The organism is Emticicia soli (assembly GCF_037860775.1).
GTDB classification, from domain to species: domain Bacteria; phylum Bacteroidota; class Bacteroidia; order Cytophagales; family Spirosomataceae; genus Emticicia; species Emticicia soli.
Genome location: NZ_JBBEWC010000002.1, coordinates 1 through 21,670 on the forward strand (window position 1 = coordinate 1; position 21,670 = coordinate 21,670).

Genomic DNA, 21,670 nt, shown 5'->3' on the forward strand with positions numbered 1-21,670 from the left:
AAGTTATTTGACATGATGGAAGAGAGAATAAAAGAGATAATGTAGGAGCTACATAAGGGCGTACGGAGGATGCCTAGGGTCTCAGAGGCGAAGAAGGACGTGATAAGCTGCGATAAGCTACGGGGAGAAGCACATTTTCTGTGATCCGTAGATTTCCGAATGGGGCAACCCAATAGTTTGAAGAACTATTACCATGCCAAGCATGGAGCTAACTCGGTGAACTGAAACATCTAAGTAACCGAAGGAAAATAAAACAACAGTGATTCCGCAAGTAGTGGCGAGCGAACGCGGAGAAGCCCAAACCATTTTTGTTACGGCAAAAGTGGGGTTATAGGACTGCATTTAGGATTTGTATTTAAGTTGAATGATTTGGGAAAGTCATCCATAGAGTGTGAGAGACACGTAAACGTACCGATACAATGACGAGCAGTATCCTGAGTAGGTGGGGACCGGTGGAATCCCCTCTGAATTAAGCGGCACCATCCGCTAAGGCTAAATACTCCTGAGACACCGATAGTGAACGAGTACTGTGAAGGAAAGGTGAAAAGCACGGGGAGTACCCGGGTGAAATAGAACCTGAAACCGTACGCTTACAAGCGGTCGGAGCAACTTTATGTTGTGACGGCGTGCCTTTTGCATAATGACCCTACGAGTTACGGTCACCGGCAAGATTAAGTATTTCAGATACGAAGTCGAAGCGAAAGCAAGTCTGAATAGGGCGAATAGTCGGTGGCTGTAGACGCGAAACCTTGTGATCTACCCATGGTCAGGTTGAAGGTTGGGTAAAACCAACTGGAGGACCGAACCAGTTAACGTTGAAAAGTTTTTGGATGAACTGTGGGTAGGGGTGAAAGGCTAATCAAACTGGGAAATAGCTCGTACTCTCCGAAATGTATTTAGGTACAGCGTCGAGGTTGAGTTATGTCGAGGTAGAGCTACCAATAGGATGCGGGGGAGTCAAATCCTACCAAATTCTGATAAACTCCGAATGCGACATAATATACTCGGCAGTGAGGGCTTGGGTGCTAAGGTCCGAGTCCAAAAGGGAAAGAACCCAGAACTACAACTAAGGTCTCTAAATCTATACTAAGTTGAACTAAGGAGGTCTGATTGCAGAGACAGCCAGGATGTTTGCTTGGAAGCAGCAATCATTTAAAGAGTGCGTAACAGCTCACTGGTCGAGCGAGGCGGGCATCGATAATAAACGGGCATCAAGTATAGTACCGAAGTTTAGTCAAGAGATAATCTTGGGTAGGAGAGCATTCTATTTGCGGTGAATGTGTGCTGTGAGGCATGCTGGAGCGGATAGAAAAGCAAATGTAGGGATAAGTAGCGATAATGTATGTGAGAACCATACACACCGAAAGACTAAGGATTCCTCAGCTACGTCAATCAACTGAGGGTTAGTCGGGTCCTAAGGATAATGCGAAAGCAGAAGCCGATGGCAAACAGGTTAATATTCCTGTACTGGTGATGGTGCGATGCGGGGACGGAGTGTCGGAGTGAATACGTCCTGACGGAATAGGGCGTTGAGAGGAGGCTTAGGCTGAATCGAATTCGTGAAGAGACTTCCAAGAAAAGCCGCTAAGCTTCAGCCATTAACCACCCGTACCGTAAACCGACACAGGTAGTCGAGGCGAGAAGCCTAAGGTGCTCGAGTGAGTCACAGCTAAGGAACTCGGCAAATTAACCCTGTAACTTCGGGAGAAGGGGAGCCTACAGCGATGTAGGCCGCAGAGAAATGGCCCAGGCGACTGTTTAACAAAAACACATGGCTTTGCTAAGTTTAATGACAAAGTATAAGGCCTGACACCTGCCCGGTGCTGGAAGGTTAAGAGGGGATGTCATCGCAAGAGAAGCATTGAATCGAAGCCCCAGTAAACGGCGGCCGTAACTATAACGGTCCTAAGGTAGCGAAATTCCTTGTCGGGTAAGTTCCGACCTGCACGAATGGTGTAACGATCTGGGCACTGTCTCAGCTGTGAGCTCGGCGAAATTGTAGTAGCGGTGAAGATGCCGCTTACCCGCCACGGGACGGAAAGACCCCGTGAACCTTTACTATAGCTTAACGTTGAATTCGGGTAACTGATGTGTAGGATAGGTGGGAGGCTGTGAGACGGTGTCGCTAGGCATCGTGGAGCCAACGTTGAAATACCACCCTTTGGTTATTTGGATTCTAACTCGCGAAGCGAGGACACCGTTTGGTGGGTAGTTTGACTGGGGTGGTCGCCTCCAAAAGAGTAACGGAGGCTTCCAAAGGTAGTCTCAGCACGCTTGGTAACCGTGCGTTGAGTGCAATAGCAAAAGACTGCTTGACAGTGAGACCAACAAGTCGAGCTGGCTGGAAACAGGGGTATAGTGATCCGGTGGTTCTGTATGGAAGGGCCATCGCTCAAAGGATAAAAGGTACTCCGGGGATAACAGGCTGATCTCCCCCAAGAGCTCACATCGACGGGGAGGTTTGGCACCTCGATGTCGGCTCGTCACATCCTGGGGCTGGAGAAGGTCCCAAGGGTTCGGCTGTTCGCCGATTAAAGTGGCACGCGAGCTGGGTTCAGAACGTCGTGAGACAGTTCGGTCCCTATCTGTGGTGGGCGTTGGAAGATTGAGAGGGTCTGACTTTAGTACGAGAGGACCGAGTTGGACGTACCGCTGGTGCATCTGTTGTCCTGCCAAGGGCATGGCAGAGTAGCCAAGTACGGACGGGATAAACGCTGAAAGCATCTAAGTGTGAAACCCTCCTCAAGATGAGTCTTCCATTGAGATTCGTTATAGACGATAACGTTGATAGGCTACAGGTCTAAAAGTGGTAACACCCAGCCGAGTAGTACTAATGAATCGAGGGCTCCTATTTTTTTCAATCTCTTTTGTTCTCTCTCCATTTAAGTCATAACATAACTTGAAGATATTGGCAAGACAATCAAAGATTGTTAAGCTAGAAAAGCTTCATGGCGTCCATTGGGCGGGTGTTCACCTCTTCCCATCTCGAACAGAGCAGTTAAGCCCCGCACCGCTGATGGTACTGAGTTCATCCTCGGGAGAGTAAGTAGATGCCAGGATTTTATTGTAAAGCCTCTAAGAGCAATCTTAGAGGCTTTTTTTATGTACAAAAAGCAAGAAAATGACGCCAAAAATCGCTCGAACTGGTCCGTGCAAGGTCATTTTAAAAATTTTGATGATAAAATAATTGCGAATCAAGCCTAAACGTTGTGGATTTAAGCCGGGTTTTGATGGCTCAAGCGAAAAGCTGGGGACTACGCATAAATCTTAGCGAGTCTGAATAAGAAGAAAGTAATATATCTCCCCTTCTAAACAGATTCTTCGCCCTTTTACCCTGGAATTAATGGATTTTAGAATCCTCAGTATTCTGAGAGTGATTTGCTACAACGAAGCATTATCTGCCCAAAGACTTTTAAATCATATTTTTTGCTTTTTCATTCCATTTAGGTACTATAATTGCTAATAGAAAAGTTCGTTTTACTTGCTGAATTCTGCCTATTCTAACTTTAAGTGCTTAAAGTTGAAAAACAACCAATCTTCCCCTGCTTTCTTCTAAACATCGAAAACTCTGCCCGTACTTACGATAATATTTACACTTTTGTACGAATTAAGTTTAGAAGCAATCATTCGCTTGAAAAGTATTTTTTTTAATATTTCTTTTTAAGGAATTTCTAATAACTGGCGCAATATTTGTTCGATCTAAGTTAAAGTCAGGTGTTTTTCAAACTACAAACGATGAATATTTATCTATCACTATTATGAAGAAAACAAACAATTACCATTTTTTCTTATTTCAATTAACACTTGTTGTCATATTTTGTGCAAGTTGCTTCAAAATGGACATCCCCAAAGATACAGATACAGAGAAACCTTCACCAACATTATTTACTGACGGAGCAACAATCCCTTCTGATTTTAAATGGTCATCGGTTAAGACTATAGATTTTATGGTAACTGTTGATGATAAATTTGACGGAAAGTATTTTTATAAAGTAGAGTTGTTCGACAATGACCCAAAACTTGGTACTAAAGCTACGCTCTTAGGTTCAGGTATGGCTAAAAGAGGACAGAATTATACAGGCAAAATTGTGATGCCAGCATTACTAGAGTATGTATATTTAAGACGTACATCTCCGGTTGGAATCGTTTCTGTTACGATGGTAAAAGTCTCTGGCCCTTCTGTAATTGTTTCTCAGAACATGACCAGTGACGGTAACATGCTTGCAACAACTAGTGAATTTTCGGCTGCAAGAGTTGCCTCAGCTACTTCGGTTGTTGTACCCGCTGATGCTATTCCGATTTCGGGCAGTGTAACAGTTGTGGTAGAGTCTAATAAATCTTATGTGGTTAAGTCAGGAGTGACTTTTACAGGGCAAATCAATGCTAATAATGGTACAAGTGGCGCAAAAATATATATTGAAGGAGCTTGGGTTAATAAAGGTTACACTTTTCAACTAGGAAGTAACAACATGCTTTATACTACAACTGTTGGCAGACTTGAATTGAACAATGTGATTCAGAACACCGAGGGTGGGTTCTCAAATTATGGTACAGCTACACTTGTTGATTTGAGTACTTCTAATGCGGCATTATACGTAAACTACGGTACTTTAAATGCTGATAAAGCTACTTTCTCTAACGGAAGTTTTACAAATTTTGGTACTGCTAAATTTGAAACGCTCACTAGTACTACTGCTTCAACAAAGATTCGTAATGAGGGGAACCTGACTGTAACAACAACTGATCTTACAAATGCTACTTTAGAGGCGGCATGTTATACAAGTATTGGTACGCTTACTACTAACAATGCCATTGTAAATGTTACAGATAAAGCATTATTGACAGTTGGCACTATAAACGCAGGCGGAACAAGATTTAATCTTATATCGGCTGCTATTCTGGAAGTAACAGGTACTGCTAAATTTAACAGTAATAGAAACTATATGGCTGGAACCGGAACGAGCAGATCGGTGGCTAGAATGAAAAAAGTAGATGTGCAAAACCAATGGCAGGCCATTACTTACTCAGGTAACCTGGAAATTGCTTGTTCAGACCATACGGCTAATGAGCAATGGAGTACATTTTACATCATTGAAAGCCCGGCAACGTTGGTGGCTTATGATAAATCTTCTGTTGTAATTGCCTCTACTACTTGTAATGCAGGTGGTAATAAAGATGCAGGTGCAGGTACTACGCCAACTGACCAAACTGTATCTGAAATTAATATTGGTACATTCTCATACGCATTTGAAGATAACTGGCCAGAAATTGGTGATTATGATATGAATGATGTTGTGGTTGATATGAACATTGTTAAGTTCCAAAATACTGCAAATAAGGTTACTAAGGTTGTATTAAAAGGCAAGTTGCTATCTGTAGGTGCTTCTAAGCGCAATGCAGTTGCTGTACAATTAGATGGTATATCTGCCGGAAGTGTAAAATCAGTTACTTATTCTCGTTCGAATTTAGTAGGCTCTGTTCTAAAATTAGGTTCTAATGGTGTAGAATCTGGGCAAACAAATGCTGTTGTAACTATTGTTGACGATGCACATAAAGCTTTTGGGGTATCTGATACACCATTTATATCAACACAAGATGGTAAATATAATCCGGTAGAAGTTGTGGTTACGATAGAGTTTACTACACCGTTAGATAACTTTACTTCTCAAAACCTTGATATGTTTATTATTAATTCAGCCGAAGGTACTAATGGTAGAAGCGAAGTGCATTTAGTTGGTTATAAAGGCACAGATAAAATAGATAAAAAACTGATAGAAAGTGTGTCGGGAACTAAATTGTCAACAACAGACCCATTCAAGTCGACTTATAATGAGCCTTGGGCTTTAAGCATTCCGGTAACATTTATCTATCCGTTGGAGTCAAAAAATATCAAAGATGTATATCCTAAGTTTGCAAGCTGGGCTGTAAGCGGAGGCACTAAAGATACAAATTGGTACCTGGAGAGAAAATAAGAATTAAGTAAATCAGTCAGGGTACATCGAAAAAATCAATACGATCGTACCCTGATTTTTTTTGCCATTTATAAACTTCCTATACATAAAAAGGCCGCACAATTGTGCGGCCTTCATGTTTATTATCTATCAAAGCTATTACTTTACTGCTTCTTTCGCCCAGGTATCTTTTAAGCCTACTGTACGATTGAAAACCAGTTTATCTTCGCTCGAATCTTTGTCTAAACAGAAATAACCTTTGCGTAAGAATTGGTAATTGGTTCCTAAAGATGCCTCTTTCAAAGATGGTTCAACATAAGCCGTAATAACTTGTAAAGAGTCGCTGTTGATATAATCTTTAAAATTACCGTCTTCGCTACTTGGGTCTTCGACCTTAAAAAGTCTGTCATAAATCCTTACTTCTGCCTGTAAAGCATCGGCTATCGATACCCAGTGAATAGTGCCTTTTACCGATATACCCGATGTATCTTGTCCGCTTTTTGAGTTTTCAATGTAAGAGCAATGTATTTCTGTAATTTCGCCGTTTTCATCCTTAAGCACATCGTCACAACGGATAATATAGGCACTTTTCAAACGTACCATTTGACCTGGTGCGAGGCGGAAATATTTTTTAGGAGGATTCTCCATAAAATCTTCTTTCTCGATATAAATCTCACGGCTGAATGGCATATTACGAGTACCACCTTCAGGGTCTTCGGGGTTATTCTCGGTAGTTAATATTTCCGATGCTCCCTCAGGATAATTCGTAATCACTACTTTGATAGGGTCAAGCACAGCCATTACCCTACTGGTAGTTTTATTCAATTGCTCTCTTATGCAAAACTCAAGCAAACCTACACTTATCAGGTTATCACGTTTGGCTACGCCAATTCTATCACAAAAATCACGGATAGCCTCTGGTGTATAACCTCTGCGGCGTAGGCCCGAAAGCGTAGGCATACGTGGGTCGTCCCAGCCACTTACATAGCCTTCATTTACCAATTGTAAAAGTTTGCGCTTGCTCATAACAGTATATGTCAGGTTCAGGCGGGCAAACTCATATTGTTTCGATGGAAATATCTCTAAACTGTCAATACACCAATCGTATAACTCACGGTGCGGCACAAATTCTAATGTACAGATAGAATGCGTAATGCCTTCGATAGAGTCGGATTGACCATGAGCAAAATCGTACATCGGATAAATACACCATTTATCGCCTGTGCGATGATGTTTTGCAAATTTTATTCGGTAAAGAATAGGGTCACGCATCAACATATTGGGTGATGCCATATCTATTTTTGCTCTTAGTACTCGTGAGCCTTCTGCAAATTCACCGTTTTTCATTTGTTCAAACAGTGTCATGTTTTCTTCAATGCTTCTGCTTCTGTACGAGCTATTTATACCAGGTTCTACAGGGGTTCCTTTCATAGCTGCCATCTCTTCTGAAGTGCTATCATCAACATAGGCTAAGCCTTTATTGATAAGTTTTTTTGCAAATTCATAGAGTTGATCAAAATAATCTGACGCATAAAATTCATTTGCCCAGTTGAAACCTAGCCATTGCACATCATTTTTAATAGACTCAACATATTCTGTATCTTCTGTAACCGGATTTGTATCGTCGAAGCGTAGGTTTGTTTGTCCACCATATTTCTGGGCAACGCCAAAATTCAAACAAATAGATTTTGCATGCCCAATGTGTAAATAGCCATTAGGTTCAGGAGGGAAACGAGTTAGTACTCGCCCGTTATTTTTTCCTGATTCGAGGTCATTTTCAATGATTTGCTCGATAAAGTTCAAAGATTTTTCAGTCGCTTCTGCCATGAGTCAATGGTGGTATTGTTGCTATGTCTGCGAATTTAATATTTTTTTATTGTAAAGAATTTGAGTCTTATCGCTAAAAATGTATTTTATTCATTAAATGTTAAAAAAAATTGGAATACTTATATTTTATTTTCAGCTTTCTCTTTTACCATATAATTTGTTTTAGTTTATCAACCGGCTAATTATATAAAAACAAGTTTTAGGATATACTTCTAGTTATTTGCAGTAATTTTAAAGCCAGATTTAACCTTGCCTCATAATGAGCTTTAAAACAACTATAAACCGTATTCTCTCTAATAAGTATCTGGCTTTTGCTGTCACGCTTATTATTTTTGGATTGTGTACTATGCCAAGTAAAAAATTGCCTCTTGGGCATGATTTTAATGATAAAACAGCGCATTTTCTTGCCTTTGCTGCATGGGCTTTTTGCTGGCAGGCAGCATTTGGTAAATATACGCAAACAATTATTTTAGGGTTTGTTTATGGCGTTCTGATTGAATTCTGGCAAGGTATATTGCCTGAGGAATTTCATAGAAGTTTTGATTGGTACGATGCCCTGGCCGACGGCATTGGTGTAGTAATTGGTGTTGTTTTATGGAAAGTAAAAGAACTGCTTAAACTATAAATTATCTGCTTTTGATGGCTGGGGTATTAATTCCTCACTGCCTGTAAACATCTGCTAAAAACTGCTTTGGAATAGTTTTTTTGTAATTATTAAAGATTGAACCCCCATAAAAACTTTAATATTATGAGAAATTTCATTAGCAGTATGATGCTATTGATACTATTTTTTACAGTAGCAGCATCTTATTCGCAAGAAGCCTCAACGAGGCGTTTTAATCAGAACTTCGCACTACAAAGTACTGCATCGGCTTCAACGCCTATGTTTCATGTTTTTACCAACCACAAGCAGATGAATTATTTCTTTAAGCCTGCTATTATTAATGAGGCAAATGCTGCTCCGATAATTGGTAGTAAAGATTTTGTAAATCAGTTTGTAGTAGCTATATCAGGCTCAACAGCAGCTAATAAAACACCTGTTATTTCTACAGTACATGCAAAAAACAACAACTTGTATGTGTATTATGAAGAAGTAGAATCATCAGATACTGAGAAATCGGCTGTAATGGCTATCTCGAAAGATAACTTTAAAGATGTTGTTTTTATAGACAGAAACTCAGGCAAGCAGAAGAAAATCTATTATACTGATGTGCCACCAACAATTGCCAAAATTGTGTTGTCTTATTTAGATATGCCCGCTTCTGAAAGCTACAAAAACGAATACCAGATTTCGATTGATGAAATGGGAGAGGTGATTGTGGTAAAAGATGAAAATGGCGAGATAACCAACCGACTTGATTTTACTGTATCGGAGAAAACCTTCAACAACTTGAAAGCAAGTACGGTTAATCTTGATAATGGCGGAGAAAAAATAAACCGTAACCTAGTGTATGGTAAAAAATACAAAGAGATTTTGTTGCTTGATGAGTTTAATCGGGTTGTTTATTCACTAACTTGGGATAACAAAAATCAGGTAAATGAATTTACGCAGAAATTTGTACAAATGATAGAAAACATAGTGCCCGAAAAGTCTATCAGTTTCAGAAAAACCAGTGAAACAGAAGTGGCTAAGAATTAGAAGAATTAGCTTTTAAAGATTAAAGCATTTTGCTATTTAATTTAACAGATACTAATCATGGAAACCGAGAAAATAGTAAGAGAGGTAAATTATATCATTATTCATAACCTCGATGCACAGGAGGCATACAACGATGCCGCCAGCAATGTAGATAATGATGAACTACGCAATGCCATGCTTGAAGAAGCAGAACGCAGAGGTGTTTACGCAAGAGAACTACAAAGAGAAATTAAAGATTTAGGCGAAGACATAGCTAACGATACAAGTATGGAAGCAGAGTGGCGCAGAATTTGGCTCGAACTCAAAGGTATATTTACCACAAAAGATGATGCTGATATTATAGAAGAATGTAAAAAAGCTGATGATGAAACTATTATTGCCTATGATACAGTATTGCAGATAGGGGAGCCTTTTTTGCCTTCAAGAATCTACAATATTATAACGAAGCAGAGAAAAGAAATAGGCTTGACGTATCAAGCCCATTTGAAATTCCATGAAGCTAAAGTAGTACATTAATCAGGGTTTAAGCAAGGTTTTTCCTGTTTGTACTTTTTCAATATCGGTGCGGTTCATTAATTCGCCACGTGAGCCGCCCTCAACAAACATACGGGCCTGGTCGTTGTAATGCTTACTCATTACATTACCCGACTGCCCCGTAGGAAGCACGCTTCTGCCTTGCTCTGGATTTGCAAAGTCAAGAATACGACGCAAGGCAGGGCCATAACTTACCTGATAGATACCGGTGGAGTCAATCGGGAAGTCAAGGTTATTAATTGTTTCACGCCCACCCGGTACCGGAAAAGGCCCAACGTTGAAGAAACTCCCCACCACAGGCAAAATACCTAAAGGGTGTTTGTGTGTAAGCGTGTGTACTTTTTCCCATTGCCATTTATCAATATCTCCCCCTAATTGCTTTTCAAGGCTTGCTGCGGCTTCATTCAATGATTTAGTCAATATTTGTCGACGAGTCTCTTTTTCTGGTGTATGGATATTATCCCACCACGGAGAATCCTCTTTTTTAATCATCGAAATCATATTTCTTTTGAAATTGGTATTGTGTTCAAAAGATAAGAAAACTTCGTTGCCTAGTTCATCTTTTACAGTATTTACAAAAATATAGTAGAGAAACCTGTAAAAAATAGTAGGCTCAACTTCTTCCAGATTATGCGTGCCATTCCAGGGAATGAGTTTTTCGATAGATTTTTTTGCCAATGGCGATAGTTCTTCGGCAAATATAATAGGGATAATATCTTTCAATAAACCTTTATAATTGGGCGATGTAACATCGTTGATTACTGTTCGCACTTGGTCGGTTGTCCAGTCTTTTTTATCTGTAAATAACAATTGCTCTATGCGTTTGGCTCTGTCGGCCGGTACATAGTAGCCTGGTACAAAGCCCGTTCCCATATCAGCAGGTTGGTTATTTGCAGTGTATAGTACACCTCGTTGTGGGTTTAAAATCTGCGGGTTTTCAGAGAAATCATACCAGCCCATTGGGTCGTCGTTACCAGTAGAGCCATCTAAAATCAACATCGGATTCACATGCTTAGGGCGTTTGGGTAGTTTTGCTGCTGCCCACCACGCAATGTTACCTTCGGTATCGCCCCACATAAAGTTAAGGCCAGGTGCCGATAAATTGCTTACAGCCTTGGCCGCTTGGGTAGCGTTTTTAGCATGAGATATATCATAGAAAACTTCTAACATATGGCTCGGAAACTGATGAAACACCCACCACATAGCAATTGGGTCTTTCTGGTCGGCCATTTTATCAAAGCTCTCGTTCATAATTATTCCGTGTCTTGAGCTTTTAATTGCCAGTTTTACATCTGCCGCATCTTTTACCTTTATGGTTTCTTCATACACTTTCAAATCTTCCCAGTGGTCTTTGTACCATACTTGGTTCTGATTTTGAGGATTAGCTTTTTCTCTGAAAAAATCAACATCATCGTTTTCAAACATCGTCAGTCCCCAGCCGCCATATTGCGAATGCCCCAATGCTGCCAGCGGAGTACCTGCCAGAAAATTACCATAGAATTTAAAGCCCGGGCATTCAAGATGTGCTTCATACCATACCGAAGGCTGAGAGAACGCAATGTGCGTATCGTTAGATAAAATTGGTTTGCCTGATTTGGTTTTAGAACCACTAATTACCCAACCATTAGAACCATGAAAAGGCGGAAACGGCGCTGTTGCTTCAATAACAGCTAACTGATTGGCCATAGAGGCAAGGTTTCTGGCTACTTTTGAGGTAGAGTCTTTCCCTTTTACAGGTATTGTTGGCCCACCCTTAGGCCACTGCGACCACACATCTTGCAGGTAGGCTTCGCCGTATTTATCATGTATAAAAGTAGCAATAGCCTCAGCCCTGAATGCCTCAGCAAAAGTAAAACCCATATAGCCCGAAATAATATAAGAGTCTTCTAAGGTAAAAGGCTTTTTCGGGATACCGGCCAGCGTAAATTCAAGCGGCATTTTGCCTTGTTCAATATAGGCATTTATGCCTTTAATATAGGCTTGTGAGGCTTTTACAAATGGTGCGTCAGGGTTTTTACTTACCAATGAATCAAGCGTCCACTTGGCATGTTTGCGAAAGCCTAATGTACGGAAAAACTTATCAGATGCTACTGCTTTTTCTCCAAAGAGTTCAGCTAGTCGGCCATCAGCCAAACGGCGGAGCAGTTCCATCTGGAATAATCGGTCTTGTGCATGGGCGTAGCCGAAAGCATAGAATAAGTCTTCTTCGTTTTGGGCATAAATATGCGGAACCCCATAATCGTCATACAATATTTCTACTTCATTTTTAAGCCCTTTTAGGTGGAGCTCGGCGTTAAGGTCGGGTTTAAAACTATTGAGCCATAAAAACACACTTATGCCTATTAGTATAATAAGTATGAATAAACCAATCAGTATTTTTTTGAAGAGTTTCATAGTATTTAGGGAAATTTTGCTGTACTAGCATTTTGTCAGAACAGATACACAGAATGGCAAGTTAAAAAAAACTTTCAGAAAGTACCTTATGCTAATAAGATATAAATCAGCCTAATCGCTTTAGTAATTACATGAGAATATCAGATAAGCTCCCAACGATGGGCGAAGTTAACAATACTGGCTACATTGCGAGCATTGAGTTTGCGGGTAATATTTTTGCGATAGGTATCAACTGTAAATTCGCTTACACAAAGTTTGTGGGCAATTTCTATCGATGAAAATTCGAGAGCTATTAATTTTATTACTTCCAATTCACGATTTGTGAGCCTATATTTGCTGATGAGCTCTTGCTGAAGTGGCGTTAATGAATAAACGTATTTGTTTCTGGTTGAGGATTTTATTTTTTTACCCTGAAAAATTTCCTGAATTTTATGGTGAAGGTCAGTACTATTCGATACTTTTGATAAAAAACCGTCGACATCGGTTTGTATTTTTTTTAACTGAGCAAGGCTGATAGAATCGTGTAAAATCAGTATTTTATTTGGGTAATTACGCTTTAAATCTTGTATCAAGGGGATACCCCCTTGATACAACAGATTGTAGTCTACCAGCAAAATATCACACAGATTTATTTTCAGGCCAGCCAAGAGTTCTTGTTGGTTATTAGCATAGCCAACGATTTCAAACTTTTCGGATGAGGTAAGGATAATAGATAGCCCTTCCATAAATAAGGAATAGCTATCTGCAAGAAAAAGTTTGATTTTTAGTGTCATAGCAAGGGCCATTTTGGAACCTTCGGGAATGATGATACAAAGTTCATACATACCAAAGATTTGTTCAATACTGCTTTGGAGGTATTTTATCTACTGTCTGGACAGTAGATATTTGAAAAATATTAAAGAATATAAGCTATTGACTAAATGAAAAAAAGAATTCTTCTAAGCTTTTTCTGTTTATTTACTCTTCATTCGTTTGCTCAATCCAAAACAAGCCGCGATAGTTTGCATGTGCTTATGGCAGAGTTATTATCGAAAAAAAAAACATTTAGTACAGACACCTCTCTTATAAACGTATATTGTGAGTTAGGCGCAAAGTATACTATCTTAAAAAATGATTCTGCAATATACTATCTTAAAAAAGCCCTTGTAACAGGCGGAAAAATTAACCATGTTGAGGGTTTGTTGAAAGCTAATGTACAAATGGGTCGATATTATTTTATGCAGTTTTGGCCTAACAGAGCTATTGAATATTGGTTTAAAGCCTTGTTGATTGCAGAAGAATTGAAACTGCCCGAAGACATAAAGTATTTGCATGGCAGAGTAGCCACCTGCTATATGCTTATCGGAAATTATAAAGATGCACTTGACTATTTTCAGAAATACTCTGATTTGTGTAAAAAATCAGGTATTACAGAAGAATACCTCATGAGTCTGAATAATATTGGGGTGTTACATTTCAATAATAAAAATTATACCAGTGCTATGCATTATTATAACTTGTGTGATAGCCTGAATTATAAATTAAAAAGCCCAAAGGCGCAAACCGCTGTTTTAATTAACAAGGGTAAAATGCACGTAGAACTAAAGAAATATGACGAAGCATTGCAAGGATTTAATGAGGCTATCAAGATTGAAGACGAGTACGACGACCGCCTGGCTTTTGTGAACAATGAAATAGCCAGGGTTTATTTACTGAAAAATAAACCTGACGAAGCCTTGAAGTATGCTAAGAAGGCTTTTGCTAACGTAATTAAAGCCAATGCTGAAATGACAGGTGAAATTGCTAAGACGTTTTCGGATGTATATGAAAAACTTGGTATGGTTGGCTTAGCATATAAATTTTATAGAGATTATGCAGAAATTAGGCTAAGTGAAGATTCTACTAAAAACTCAAGGCTTCATAAGCTTGTGCAGGTAGATTATGACAATGAAAAAAGTATCGCAAAAATAGCCAATTTGAATGCAGATTTAGAAAAAAAACAAGCTAACGCAAATTTAATGCTAGTTGGGTTATTGGCGTTGTTGATATTGGTTATAGTGATTGCCATTTATTCTCAATACGTTGCTAATAAAAACAAGGTAATTGAAAAACAAAAGACTGAGATTCAGAAATTGAATGAGTCTTTAGAGAACAAAGTAGCCGAGCGAACAGCCGAACTGACTACTGCCAATCAGGAACTAACCATGAAAAACCAAGAAATAAGCGAAGCATTATTAAAAGGGCAAACAATGGAGCGAGAGAGGGTTGCGTCAGAGTTACACGATAGTATAGCAGGCACTATCTCAGCTTTAAAGTGGCGTTTTGAAGCCTTAGATAGAGATAAGTTATCAGTTAAAGAACAAGAGATTTATGATGGAATATTGAGTAACCTTCATAAAGCTTATGCCGAAGTAAGGTTGTTTTCGCATAATATGCTTCCAACCGAGTTTGGCGAGAAAGGACTGGTAGCAGCTTTAAACAGGCTTTTGGGAGATATGAGTATTATCTCGTTGCAAACGAGGTTTGAGCTTGATACTACGCAATTGCACACAAATGTAAGGCAAGAGGTGGCATTTGAGGTTTACACGTGCTGTTTTGAAACCATAAACAATATAATGAAACATGCCAAGGCTACAAAAGTAATGCTTACTGTGAAGGAAACTGAAAATCACGACTTGGAAGTGATTATTGAAGATAATGGAGAGGGATTTGATACTAAACTGGCGAACAGAGGCAAAGGACTTAAAAATATTGCCAGTAGGGTAAGCAGAATCAATGGTAAGCAGGAAATTATGAGTGAAAAACATAAAGGTTCTAAGTTAATTATAACAGTGCCTGAGTCGTTTTGGGAAGCATAGAAAATAGCTCAGAATAGGGTATGATTCATTAATTTTAAAAGAGCATCTTTAGAGTAATAGGGTTTTAAATTTGCACCTTCGCAAGCATTGTTTTCGAAAAGAGCCAGTAAAAACAGACCAATAGCAGCATAACCTTTATTGATAATTGGCTGTGGGGCATCATTACTAACAAAAAAATAGGTAGTTGTATTATTTAGTAGTATGTCAATCTCGTCTTTCAATGAAATTAAATCTTTAGTAAGCCAAAATTCTTTATTTTGTTTTTTGTTTAATACTTTCTTCTTTGGCTTCAAATAAGTGCTTATTTGTTTTATATATTCTGCTGTCTTGTTATCTGGGTACTCTTTAGCTATATTAGCCATTACTATTTTGCATATATCTTTAAATATATACTCTTGTGGAAAATAGCTATAAAGCTTGGCTAAAAAATAGATAATGCCGAGGCGACCCTCATAAAAGCTATCATCTATACGACGATATTCTGTTTGCTGAACTTCATCTTCAATAAGGCTCCACCAGAAACAATTGGGTTTATTTGCTTGGTTGATAACAATGGCTTGTTTACAGATAAGCTTTCCGGCGTTTAAAGCCCACACAAGGTATTTGTCTGGGAAATTGTTTACTTGAGATACTGTAGTTTGTGATTTTTGATTGAAAACCGAAAAATGGTAGGGATAATAGGTGTTTGGATTCCTGAAAAAATCTTTCATGCTGAACCCTATTTGTAGTAATTTTTGTAACAAGAAACTCTCAAGCCTTTTTGTGTTTTTGTTTGTGCTCTGGCACTTATAGTAATCAATGTAAATGTCTGCCATAATATCAGCTCTGTATCTGCCAAAGCTAGAGCTTCTTATCGGTGGTTCTTCGCCGAAACTTATACCTCGTAGATTTATTCTTTTGGTAAATGAAAGAATATCTTCTCCAAATAAATCGGTATACTGGGCGTCTGCACTTAATCGTCTAATAATATGAAAAACAATGTAATAATGCTCACGTGTAGTGTAGAGCACGCCCTTATCGTATCGCTCAGTTTTTTTTGTAGCAAATTTATATTCAAATGGTATTCCCCAATTATTTAAAGCATTGTACAAATCCTTTGAAAACGAAACAATTTTTTCGAAATCATAATTGAAGTTAAAGTAGATACGAGTCAGAAATGCAGTGCCCAGATACTTATTACCCCTGAAATAAAACCACGCATTATTGCTTATTTCTACTCGCTTTATTCTCAGGTCAACATATTTATGATGAGTGTTGCTGTCTGAAGATGAAATAAATTCTTCAGGTGAAACTAATTTATATTCACCACTTTTAGAGATACAAAATTTACCAAAACGTTTAGCATATACGGTTGAGTTTTCATCAAATGTCCAGTTTTTATCCCAATAAGCAATATTGTCTTTCGATTCATAAAATTGTTCCATCAGCCATTCGAGCGAGCCTTTATAATCAGTATTGTTGTGGTCAGTTTTGTGTTCATTGGCATATAAGCAATAAATCCAGTCGCTAATGGCATATTTCTTCTCATATAAATCTTCGTCTCTTTTTGCACTTGTCATTATAGCATTAAAGGCAGCATCCAAATCGGCAATAATATGCCGAATTTCTTGTTTGGCTTTCGGAGTCATAGCAATTGGGGTTATTTAATCAGAACTCAAAAATTTCAAATCTTCTTTCGCTAGAATCGTAGATTTGTTCGATGTAGAAATTTGTTTTGGTAAACAGGTTTTTAATCACATCAAGGCTTTTCAGTAAATAGTTGAAATTGCCATCATACAATCTGAATTTCTCTAGTTTGCGGATAGCCCAGAATTTTAGTACTCTATACAGAAAATCACGATGTTCGGTTTCATTGACGTCGAGTTGCTCGCAATAAGTGTTCAGATATACGGCAAAGAAAAAGAATCTTTTCATCAGCGATTCCTTACGTTTTTCGGCAGTGGCATCTCTTCGTAATGGGAGCTGGTAAAGTACCGATTCTAAAAAACAGGCAAAATCCCATGCGTTATCGCCTTGTGTTACATTTTCAAAGTCGATAAACTTAAGCAAATCATCATCTTGCTCCTGCAGTAGGTTTTCAATCTTTAAATCTCCGTGTATCAGGTGGTTTTCTGACCACTTATTAGATAAATCGTTAATAGATTGAAACAGCGTTTCGTTGTTTAGGAAATTATGAAGAATAGCTCTTGTGGGAGCAATACTAGCAAATGCAGGAAAAACCACTTCATCAAGCAACTGCGGACGTTTGTAGCCTCTTTGTAAAAGACTTATAAAATTACCATAACTAGAAACTGAATAGGCACAATTAGCCTGAATAAACTTCTTTACGTTTGGATTGTCTTTAATATTTAAAGATTGATGCAAAAGTGCTAGCGAGGTAGCCGCCTGCCTAGCATAAGTTTGTAATTTTGTAGCGCAACCGATTACCTCGTCTAAAGCCGTAAGGCTATGTAAATAAGGTAATACCAGCACTTTGTAGTGTTCGTCGAACGAATATTGTTGAGCTTTCACTTTTAGTTTCGGGAAAGCCTCATAAAACAAATATTCATTAGTTATCAGCCAGGTGCCACCATTTGTGAGATACTTGGGTTGCTTAAATACAAACGATTGTTCTCCTGCCGTGCATTTCAGTAAAATATTTCGGGGATTATTCTGGTCTACATTTTCTATCAGGCACAAATTACCGCTTGAAAAGAAATTACTCAATGCACTGAATCTTTTATCTGCACTTTTTTGCAGAATATAATTAGGCAGATTGTAGGCAGTGAGTAACATCTTTCAGAGAGTAAAATAAGGATTAATATTCGTGACCACTAGGAGTATACGTAGGCATATATTCCCTGAAATTGCGGGCCTCTTTAATAGGCATTTTGTGGTACTCGTCATGTCTCTTTTTTACAGAGCATTGAGCTTCCTCAAAAACATCAACATAAAGTGCCGGATACTTGCCATCTGAGTCGGCTTGTGGTTGAGTAAAGTTTACTAAGGCTTCGCTTTCCATGAAATAAGTCTTTGCTTTACCTACCGAATCATTGATTTCGATAAGGGCATAAGGGTTCTCCATACCTAAAGATTTTTTCAGGCTCTCTTTAGTAATAGGTTTAAGCTGGCCAAATAGGGTAGTAACTTTGCTTTTGTCGATACCGATTGACGACATAAAATGAGGGCCGGGGTTAATTGTTTTAGTCATTGCATTGTAAATAAAATAGTGAAAGGTTTATTTAACTAAACCATGCCTTAAAGCATATTTCATTAAGCCAAGTGCAGAACTTACGCCAAGTTTCTTCATCAGATTCCTGCGATGTGTATCTACAGTTGTAGGGCTAATAAAAATCCTTTCGGCAATCTCTGCGCTGGTCAATTCTTGTATGATTAATTGCATGATTTCTATTTCACGAGGCGTGAGTGGTATATGCTCACCTATTTCATCTTTCCCGCTTGCCGTAGCCGGATTCGGCACTTCTGCCAAGCGCATAACCACTGCCTGGCTGTAATATTTCTGCCCATTTGCTACTTGTCTTAGGGCATTTTGTAATTCCTTTTTCTCTATGTTTTTCATCATATAACCATCGATTCCGGCAACCAATGCCTCTTTAATAATGGCTGCTTCTTCTGACATTGTGAGAAGCATAATTTTTATATGTGGAAACTTCTCCCGAAGGCGAATAGTTGTTTCTATTCCATTCATTACAGGCATGTGTAAATCGCTCAGAACGAGGTCAACCTCATTCGTCTCCACAAAAGATAACACCTCCCAGCCGTTGTTTACTGTACCAATCACCTCAAAATCATCCATCATGTTTATAAGAATTGCCAGGCTTTCGGCAACAATCGGATGGTCGTCGGCTAGTAAAATTCTAGTTTTTTTCATTTTAGTATAAAAAGAGTAAGTATTGAGAGTTGTATTTTTTGACTAACTATATCCTCATTAAATCCTGAGAGTACAGATTAATAAATGTCTTAAAACTTATCTTCTTTACCAAATTGGTAGTATGTGAATATTAATAAAATACCTACTAGTAGTGAATTTTTGCGTTTTGTGCGGCAGATATTTTTATTATCAGTTAAAACCCATAATATTTATGTCAGATGGTTCTATCTTCTTTTTTAATCAACTTGTGTTTTGTTGATACAAATGTACAGCATATATATAACCATAATCCACGGTAAAAGTACGGTATTGTATTAGGTGTTTTTCTCTTTTGCAATGGGGAGAATGGCGGAATTTTTATGTTTTTGTATTTATAATATGTTGATAATGAATTAGTTGTGTTATTTGTTTTCTTTTTGCTATTGAACGTATATATATAAAAGAACACCTTTGTTTAATTAAAATATTTCTTAACCCTTTAATTTAAAAAAAATGAAAAATAATATCCTATTCTTAATTTTATCATTCTCGATTTTAATATTTTCCTGCAGAGATAAAGAAAAGCCTGAAGATGATAAACCAAAGAAACTCTCAGAAGAGGAAGTTATAAGTATTCTGAAAAAAAATAACTTAAAAGATGATACTGAAGAGTATAAAAAAATAAATAGTACGCCTGATACTATAAGACTTGAAAGAAGATTTTCTAAGTCATTAAGCAAAAATGATGCGATAAGAAGAATACAACGTTTTTATGAGACAATAATAAAACATATTATTGATAATAAAGATGCTTCTGTAATTGATTTAGTACAAAATTCTTATGGATTTGATTATGGCCCAATTGCAAAGATTATAAAAAAGCATAATATTAATCCTGATAGTACGCTTATAAGATTATATCCAGCTTTATCTCAAGATGGATTTATGACCATGATAGTAACCTTAGAAGATTTAGAAAGTAATGAAACAGTTACAGCCGAGTATCCTGTGAAATTGTCTCGCAGGGCTCCTAACGACAATGCCATTCAGGATGAGATATCGGATGATATTTGTCCTTCAGCTCCAAGTTGCCCAAAAACTAATAATCCGCTTATGTCAGATGAAAAAATTGGTTTTTATAAGTCAGCTATAAGGGATCTTATTAAAGCGAAAACTGCTAACAGATAAGCAATGTATATTTATATTTACTATGGTATTTTATTTATAGGAGTTATAGTTGGGATTTCGAAAATCCCAATTTTGAACAGGAGTAATAAAGCTTTTTTATTACTCCTGTTGATTACTTTTATCCATGAAATTTTTTCATATTTTTTAAGAGAATATAAACTGCAAAAAAACTTTTTACATTCTCACATATTTCACCCGATACAATTCATATTAATAGGCTATGCTTATTTTCAAGAATTACGTTATCCGTTAATAAAGAGAATTATCCCTATAATGGTGCTATTAGCATTAGTTTTAACTTTATTTGTTCAGCCAATTTCTCAATACGATACTTACTTTATCAATATAGAGCTATTAATATTCTCTTTTTTCTGTATTCTATATTTCCGTAAACTTTTGCTAATAAGGACAGAATATGCTCTATTTAGTTTCTCTCTTTTTTGGATAAGCTGTGGCTTACTATTATTTTGTGTATCAAATCTTTTTTACTTTGGCACGTTTAATACGTTTTTTAATGAAAAAAATGATTGGCAAATAGTATTCATGTATGTGAGGCTATTTACAAACTATATATTATATACTATGCTCATTATAGCTTTTTCTGTAAAACAACATACTTTAAATGATAATGAGAGGTAATGAAGAAGTAATTTTTACTTTTATTATAATCACATTTATACTAATTGTATTAGTTGCTTTTATTCTTTCTTTTGCCGTGATTTTTGAACGAAATCGCCAAAAACACCGTCAAGAAAAAGCCATTTTAAAAACCCAATATGAAAAAGAAATTCTTCAATCGCAGATAGAAATGCAGAACTCGACTTTAAAATATATCGGACAAGAATTACATGATAATATTGGGCAATTACTTTCTGTGGCTAAGATTAATATGGGTGTAATGGAAGAGAGCATCGAACAGAGGAACCTGGAAGAATTTTCTTTTAATTTCCATCAGGCAAATGATTTAATAAGCGAAATAATAAGCGAGGTACGAGGATTAACCAAAAGCCTTGATGATAGCTTTGTGCAGGAGTTCGGCCTTGCAGAAAGTATTGCGCATGAATTACAAAGGATACAAAAAACAAAAAGATTTATCACCGATTTAATTATTCATGGTGAGAAGTATATTCTGGGGTATGAACGAGAAATTATACTTTTCAGGATTGTGCAAGAGATACTGAATAATACATTGAAGCATTCGGGTGCAAAAAAAATAAGTATAGCACTCAAGTATTATATAGACAAATTTGTGCTCGTAGTAAGTGACAATGGACGAGGATTTAACTATGAGAGCACAATTGACCGAGATTTATCAGAAGCTGGTGCAGGGCTAAGGAATATTAACCGTCGGGCTGCTTTAATTCATTTTGACTGTGAACTGATTACTCAAAAAGATGCAGGTACTAAATTTACTTTAACAACTACTAGAATTTCCTCTGAAAAACAATAA

General features: G+C 37.6%; 14 protein-coding genes and 2 rRNA genes. 9 read left to right on the forward strand and 7 right to left on the reverse strand.

What is annotated here, in order from left to right; genetic code table 11:
• Positions 1 to 41 precede the first annotated feature (41 nt).
• The 3 genes from WAE64_RS02810 to WAE64_RS02820 all read left to right on the forward strand — a co-directional run bounded on the left by WAE64_RS02810 (position 42) and on the right by WAE64_RS02820 (position 5,972).
• Positions 42 to 2,854 (forward strand): 23S ribosomal RNA (locus WAE64_RS02810).
• A gap of 93 nt (positions 2,855 to 2,947) precedes the next feature.
• Positions 2,948 to 3,059, forward strand: a 5S ribosomal RNA gene (gene rrf, locus WAE64_RS02815).
• A 777-nt stretch (positions 3,060 to 3,836) separates the two neighbouring features.
• On the forward strand, positions 3,837 to 5,972 hold the full coding sequence (locus WAE64_RS02820; protein ID WP_340234332.1) for an LruC domain-containing protein: 2,136 nt from the start codon (positions 3,837 to 3,839) through the stop codon (positions 5,970 to 5,972).
• 138 nt (positions 5,973 to 6,110) lie between these two features.
• On the opposite strand, the gene WAE64_RS02825 is transcribed toward WAE64_RS02820, so the two are convergent.
• A complete protein-coding gene (locus tag WAE64_RS02825; RefSeq protein WP_340234333.1) occupies positions 6,111 to 7,778 on the reverse strand; it encodes a glutamine--tRNA ligase/YqeY domain fusion protein in 1,668 nt (555 codons plus the stop codon).
• 259 nt (positions 7,779 to 8,037) lie between these two features.
• Between WAE64_RS02825 and WAE64_RS02830 the strand changes: the two genes are divergently transcribed.
• From WAE64_RS02830 to WAE64_RS02840, 3 genes are all read left to right on the forward strand, one after another.
• Positions 8,038 to 8,403 (forward strand): VanZ family protein, encoded by a 366-nt coding sequence (locus WAE64_RS02830; protein ID WP_340234335.1) that lies wholly within the window; start codon positions 8,038 to 8,040, stop codon positions 8,401 to 8,403.
• Positions 8,404 to 8,526: 123 nt separating this feature from the next.
• Positions 8,527 to 9,417 (forward strand): hypothetical protein, encoded by an 891-nt coding sequence (locus WAE64_RS02835; RefSeq protein WP_340234337.1) that lies wholly within the window; start codon positions 8,527 to 8,529, stop codon positions 9,415 to 9,417.
• A gap of 57 nt (positions 9,418 to 9,474) precedes the next feature.
• A complete protein-coding gene (locus WAE64_RS02840; RefSeq protein WP_340234340.1) occupies positions 9,475 to 9,933 on the forward strand; it encodes a PA2169 family four-helix-bundle protein in 459 nt (152 codons plus the stop codon).
• On the opposite strand, the gene WAE64_RS02845 is transcribed toward WAE64_RS02840, so the two are convergent.
• Positions 9,934 to 12,345 (reverse strand): penicillin acylase family protein, encoded by a 2,412-nt coding sequence (locus WAE64_RS02845; RefSeq protein WP_340234342.1) that lies wholly within the window; start codon positions 12,343 to 12,345, stop codon positions 9,934 to 9,936.
• A 140-nt stretch (positions 12,346 to 12,485) separates the two neighbouring features.
• Entirely contained in the window at positions 12,486 to 13,118 is a 633-nt protein-coding gene (locus WAE64_RS02850; RefSeq protein WP_340234344.1) for a response regulator transcription factor, read from the reverse strand.
• A 240-nt stretch (positions 13,119 to 13,358) separates the two neighbouring features.
• Here WAE64_RS02850 and WAE64_RS02855 point away from each other — a divergent pair, with 240 nt between their 5' ends.
• On the forward strand, positions 13,359 to 15,182 hold the full coding sequence (locus tag WAE64_RS02855) for a tetratricopeptide repeat-containing sensor histidine kinase (RefSeq protein WP_340234346.1): 1,824 nt from the start codon (positions 13,359 to 13,361) through the stop codon (positions 15,180 to 15,182).
• An 8-nt stretch (positions 15,183 to 15,190) separates the two neighbouring features.
• Here the strand turns inward: WAE64_RS02855 and WAE64_RS02860 are convergent, their stop codons facing one another.
• From WAE64_RS02860 to WAE64_RS02875, 4 genes are read right to left on the reverse strand one after another with little or no spacing between them, the layout of a single operon-like run.
• Positions 15,191 to 16,810, reverse strand: a complete 1,620-nt coding sequence (locus WAE64_RS02860; RefSeq protein ID WP_340234351.1) for a T3SS effector HopA1 family protein — start codon at positions 16,808 to 16,810, stop codon at positions 15,191 to 15,193.
• A 19-nt stretch (positions 16,811 to 16,829) separates the two neighbouring features.
• The gene (locus WAE64_RS02865; RefSeq protein WP_340234360.1) at positions 16,830 to 17,957 is read right to left on the reverse strand and encodes a phosphotransferase; all 1,128 of its coding nucleotides are present in this window, start codon (positions 17,955 to 17,957) and stop codon (positions 16,830 to 16,832) included.
• 22 nt (positions 17,958 to 17,979) lie between these two features.
• Entirely contained in the window at positions 17,980 to 18,372 is a 393-nt protein-coding gene (locus WAE64_RS02870; RefSeq protein ID WP_340234362.1) for a hypothetical protein, read from the reverse strand.
• Positions 18,373 to 18,399: 27 nt separating this feature from the next.
• On the reverse strand, positions 18,400 to 19,053 hold the full coding sequence (locus tag WAE64_RS02875) for a response regulator (RefSeq protein ID WP_340234366.1): 654 nt from the start codon (positions 19,051 to 19,053) through the stop codon (positions 18,400 to 18,402).
• Positions 19,054 to 19,545: 492 nt separating this feature from the next.
• Between WAE64_RS02875 and WAE64_RS02880 the strand changes: the two genes are divergently transcribed.
• Together WAE64_RS02880 and WAE64_RS02885 are read left to right on the forward strand one after the other, a co-directional pair.
• Positions 19,546 to 20,220, forward strand: coding sequence for a hypothetical protein (locus WAE64_RS02880; RefSeq protein WP_340234368.1), 675 nt, complete (start codon positions 19,546 to 19,548; stop codon positions 20,218 to 20,220).
• 622 nt (positions 20,221 to 20,842) lie between these two features.
• Positions 20,843 to 21,670, forward strand: coding sequence for a sensor histidine kinase (locus WAE64_RS02885; protein ID WP_340234371.1), 828 nt, complete (start codon positions 20,843 to 20,845; stop codon positions 21,668 to 21,670).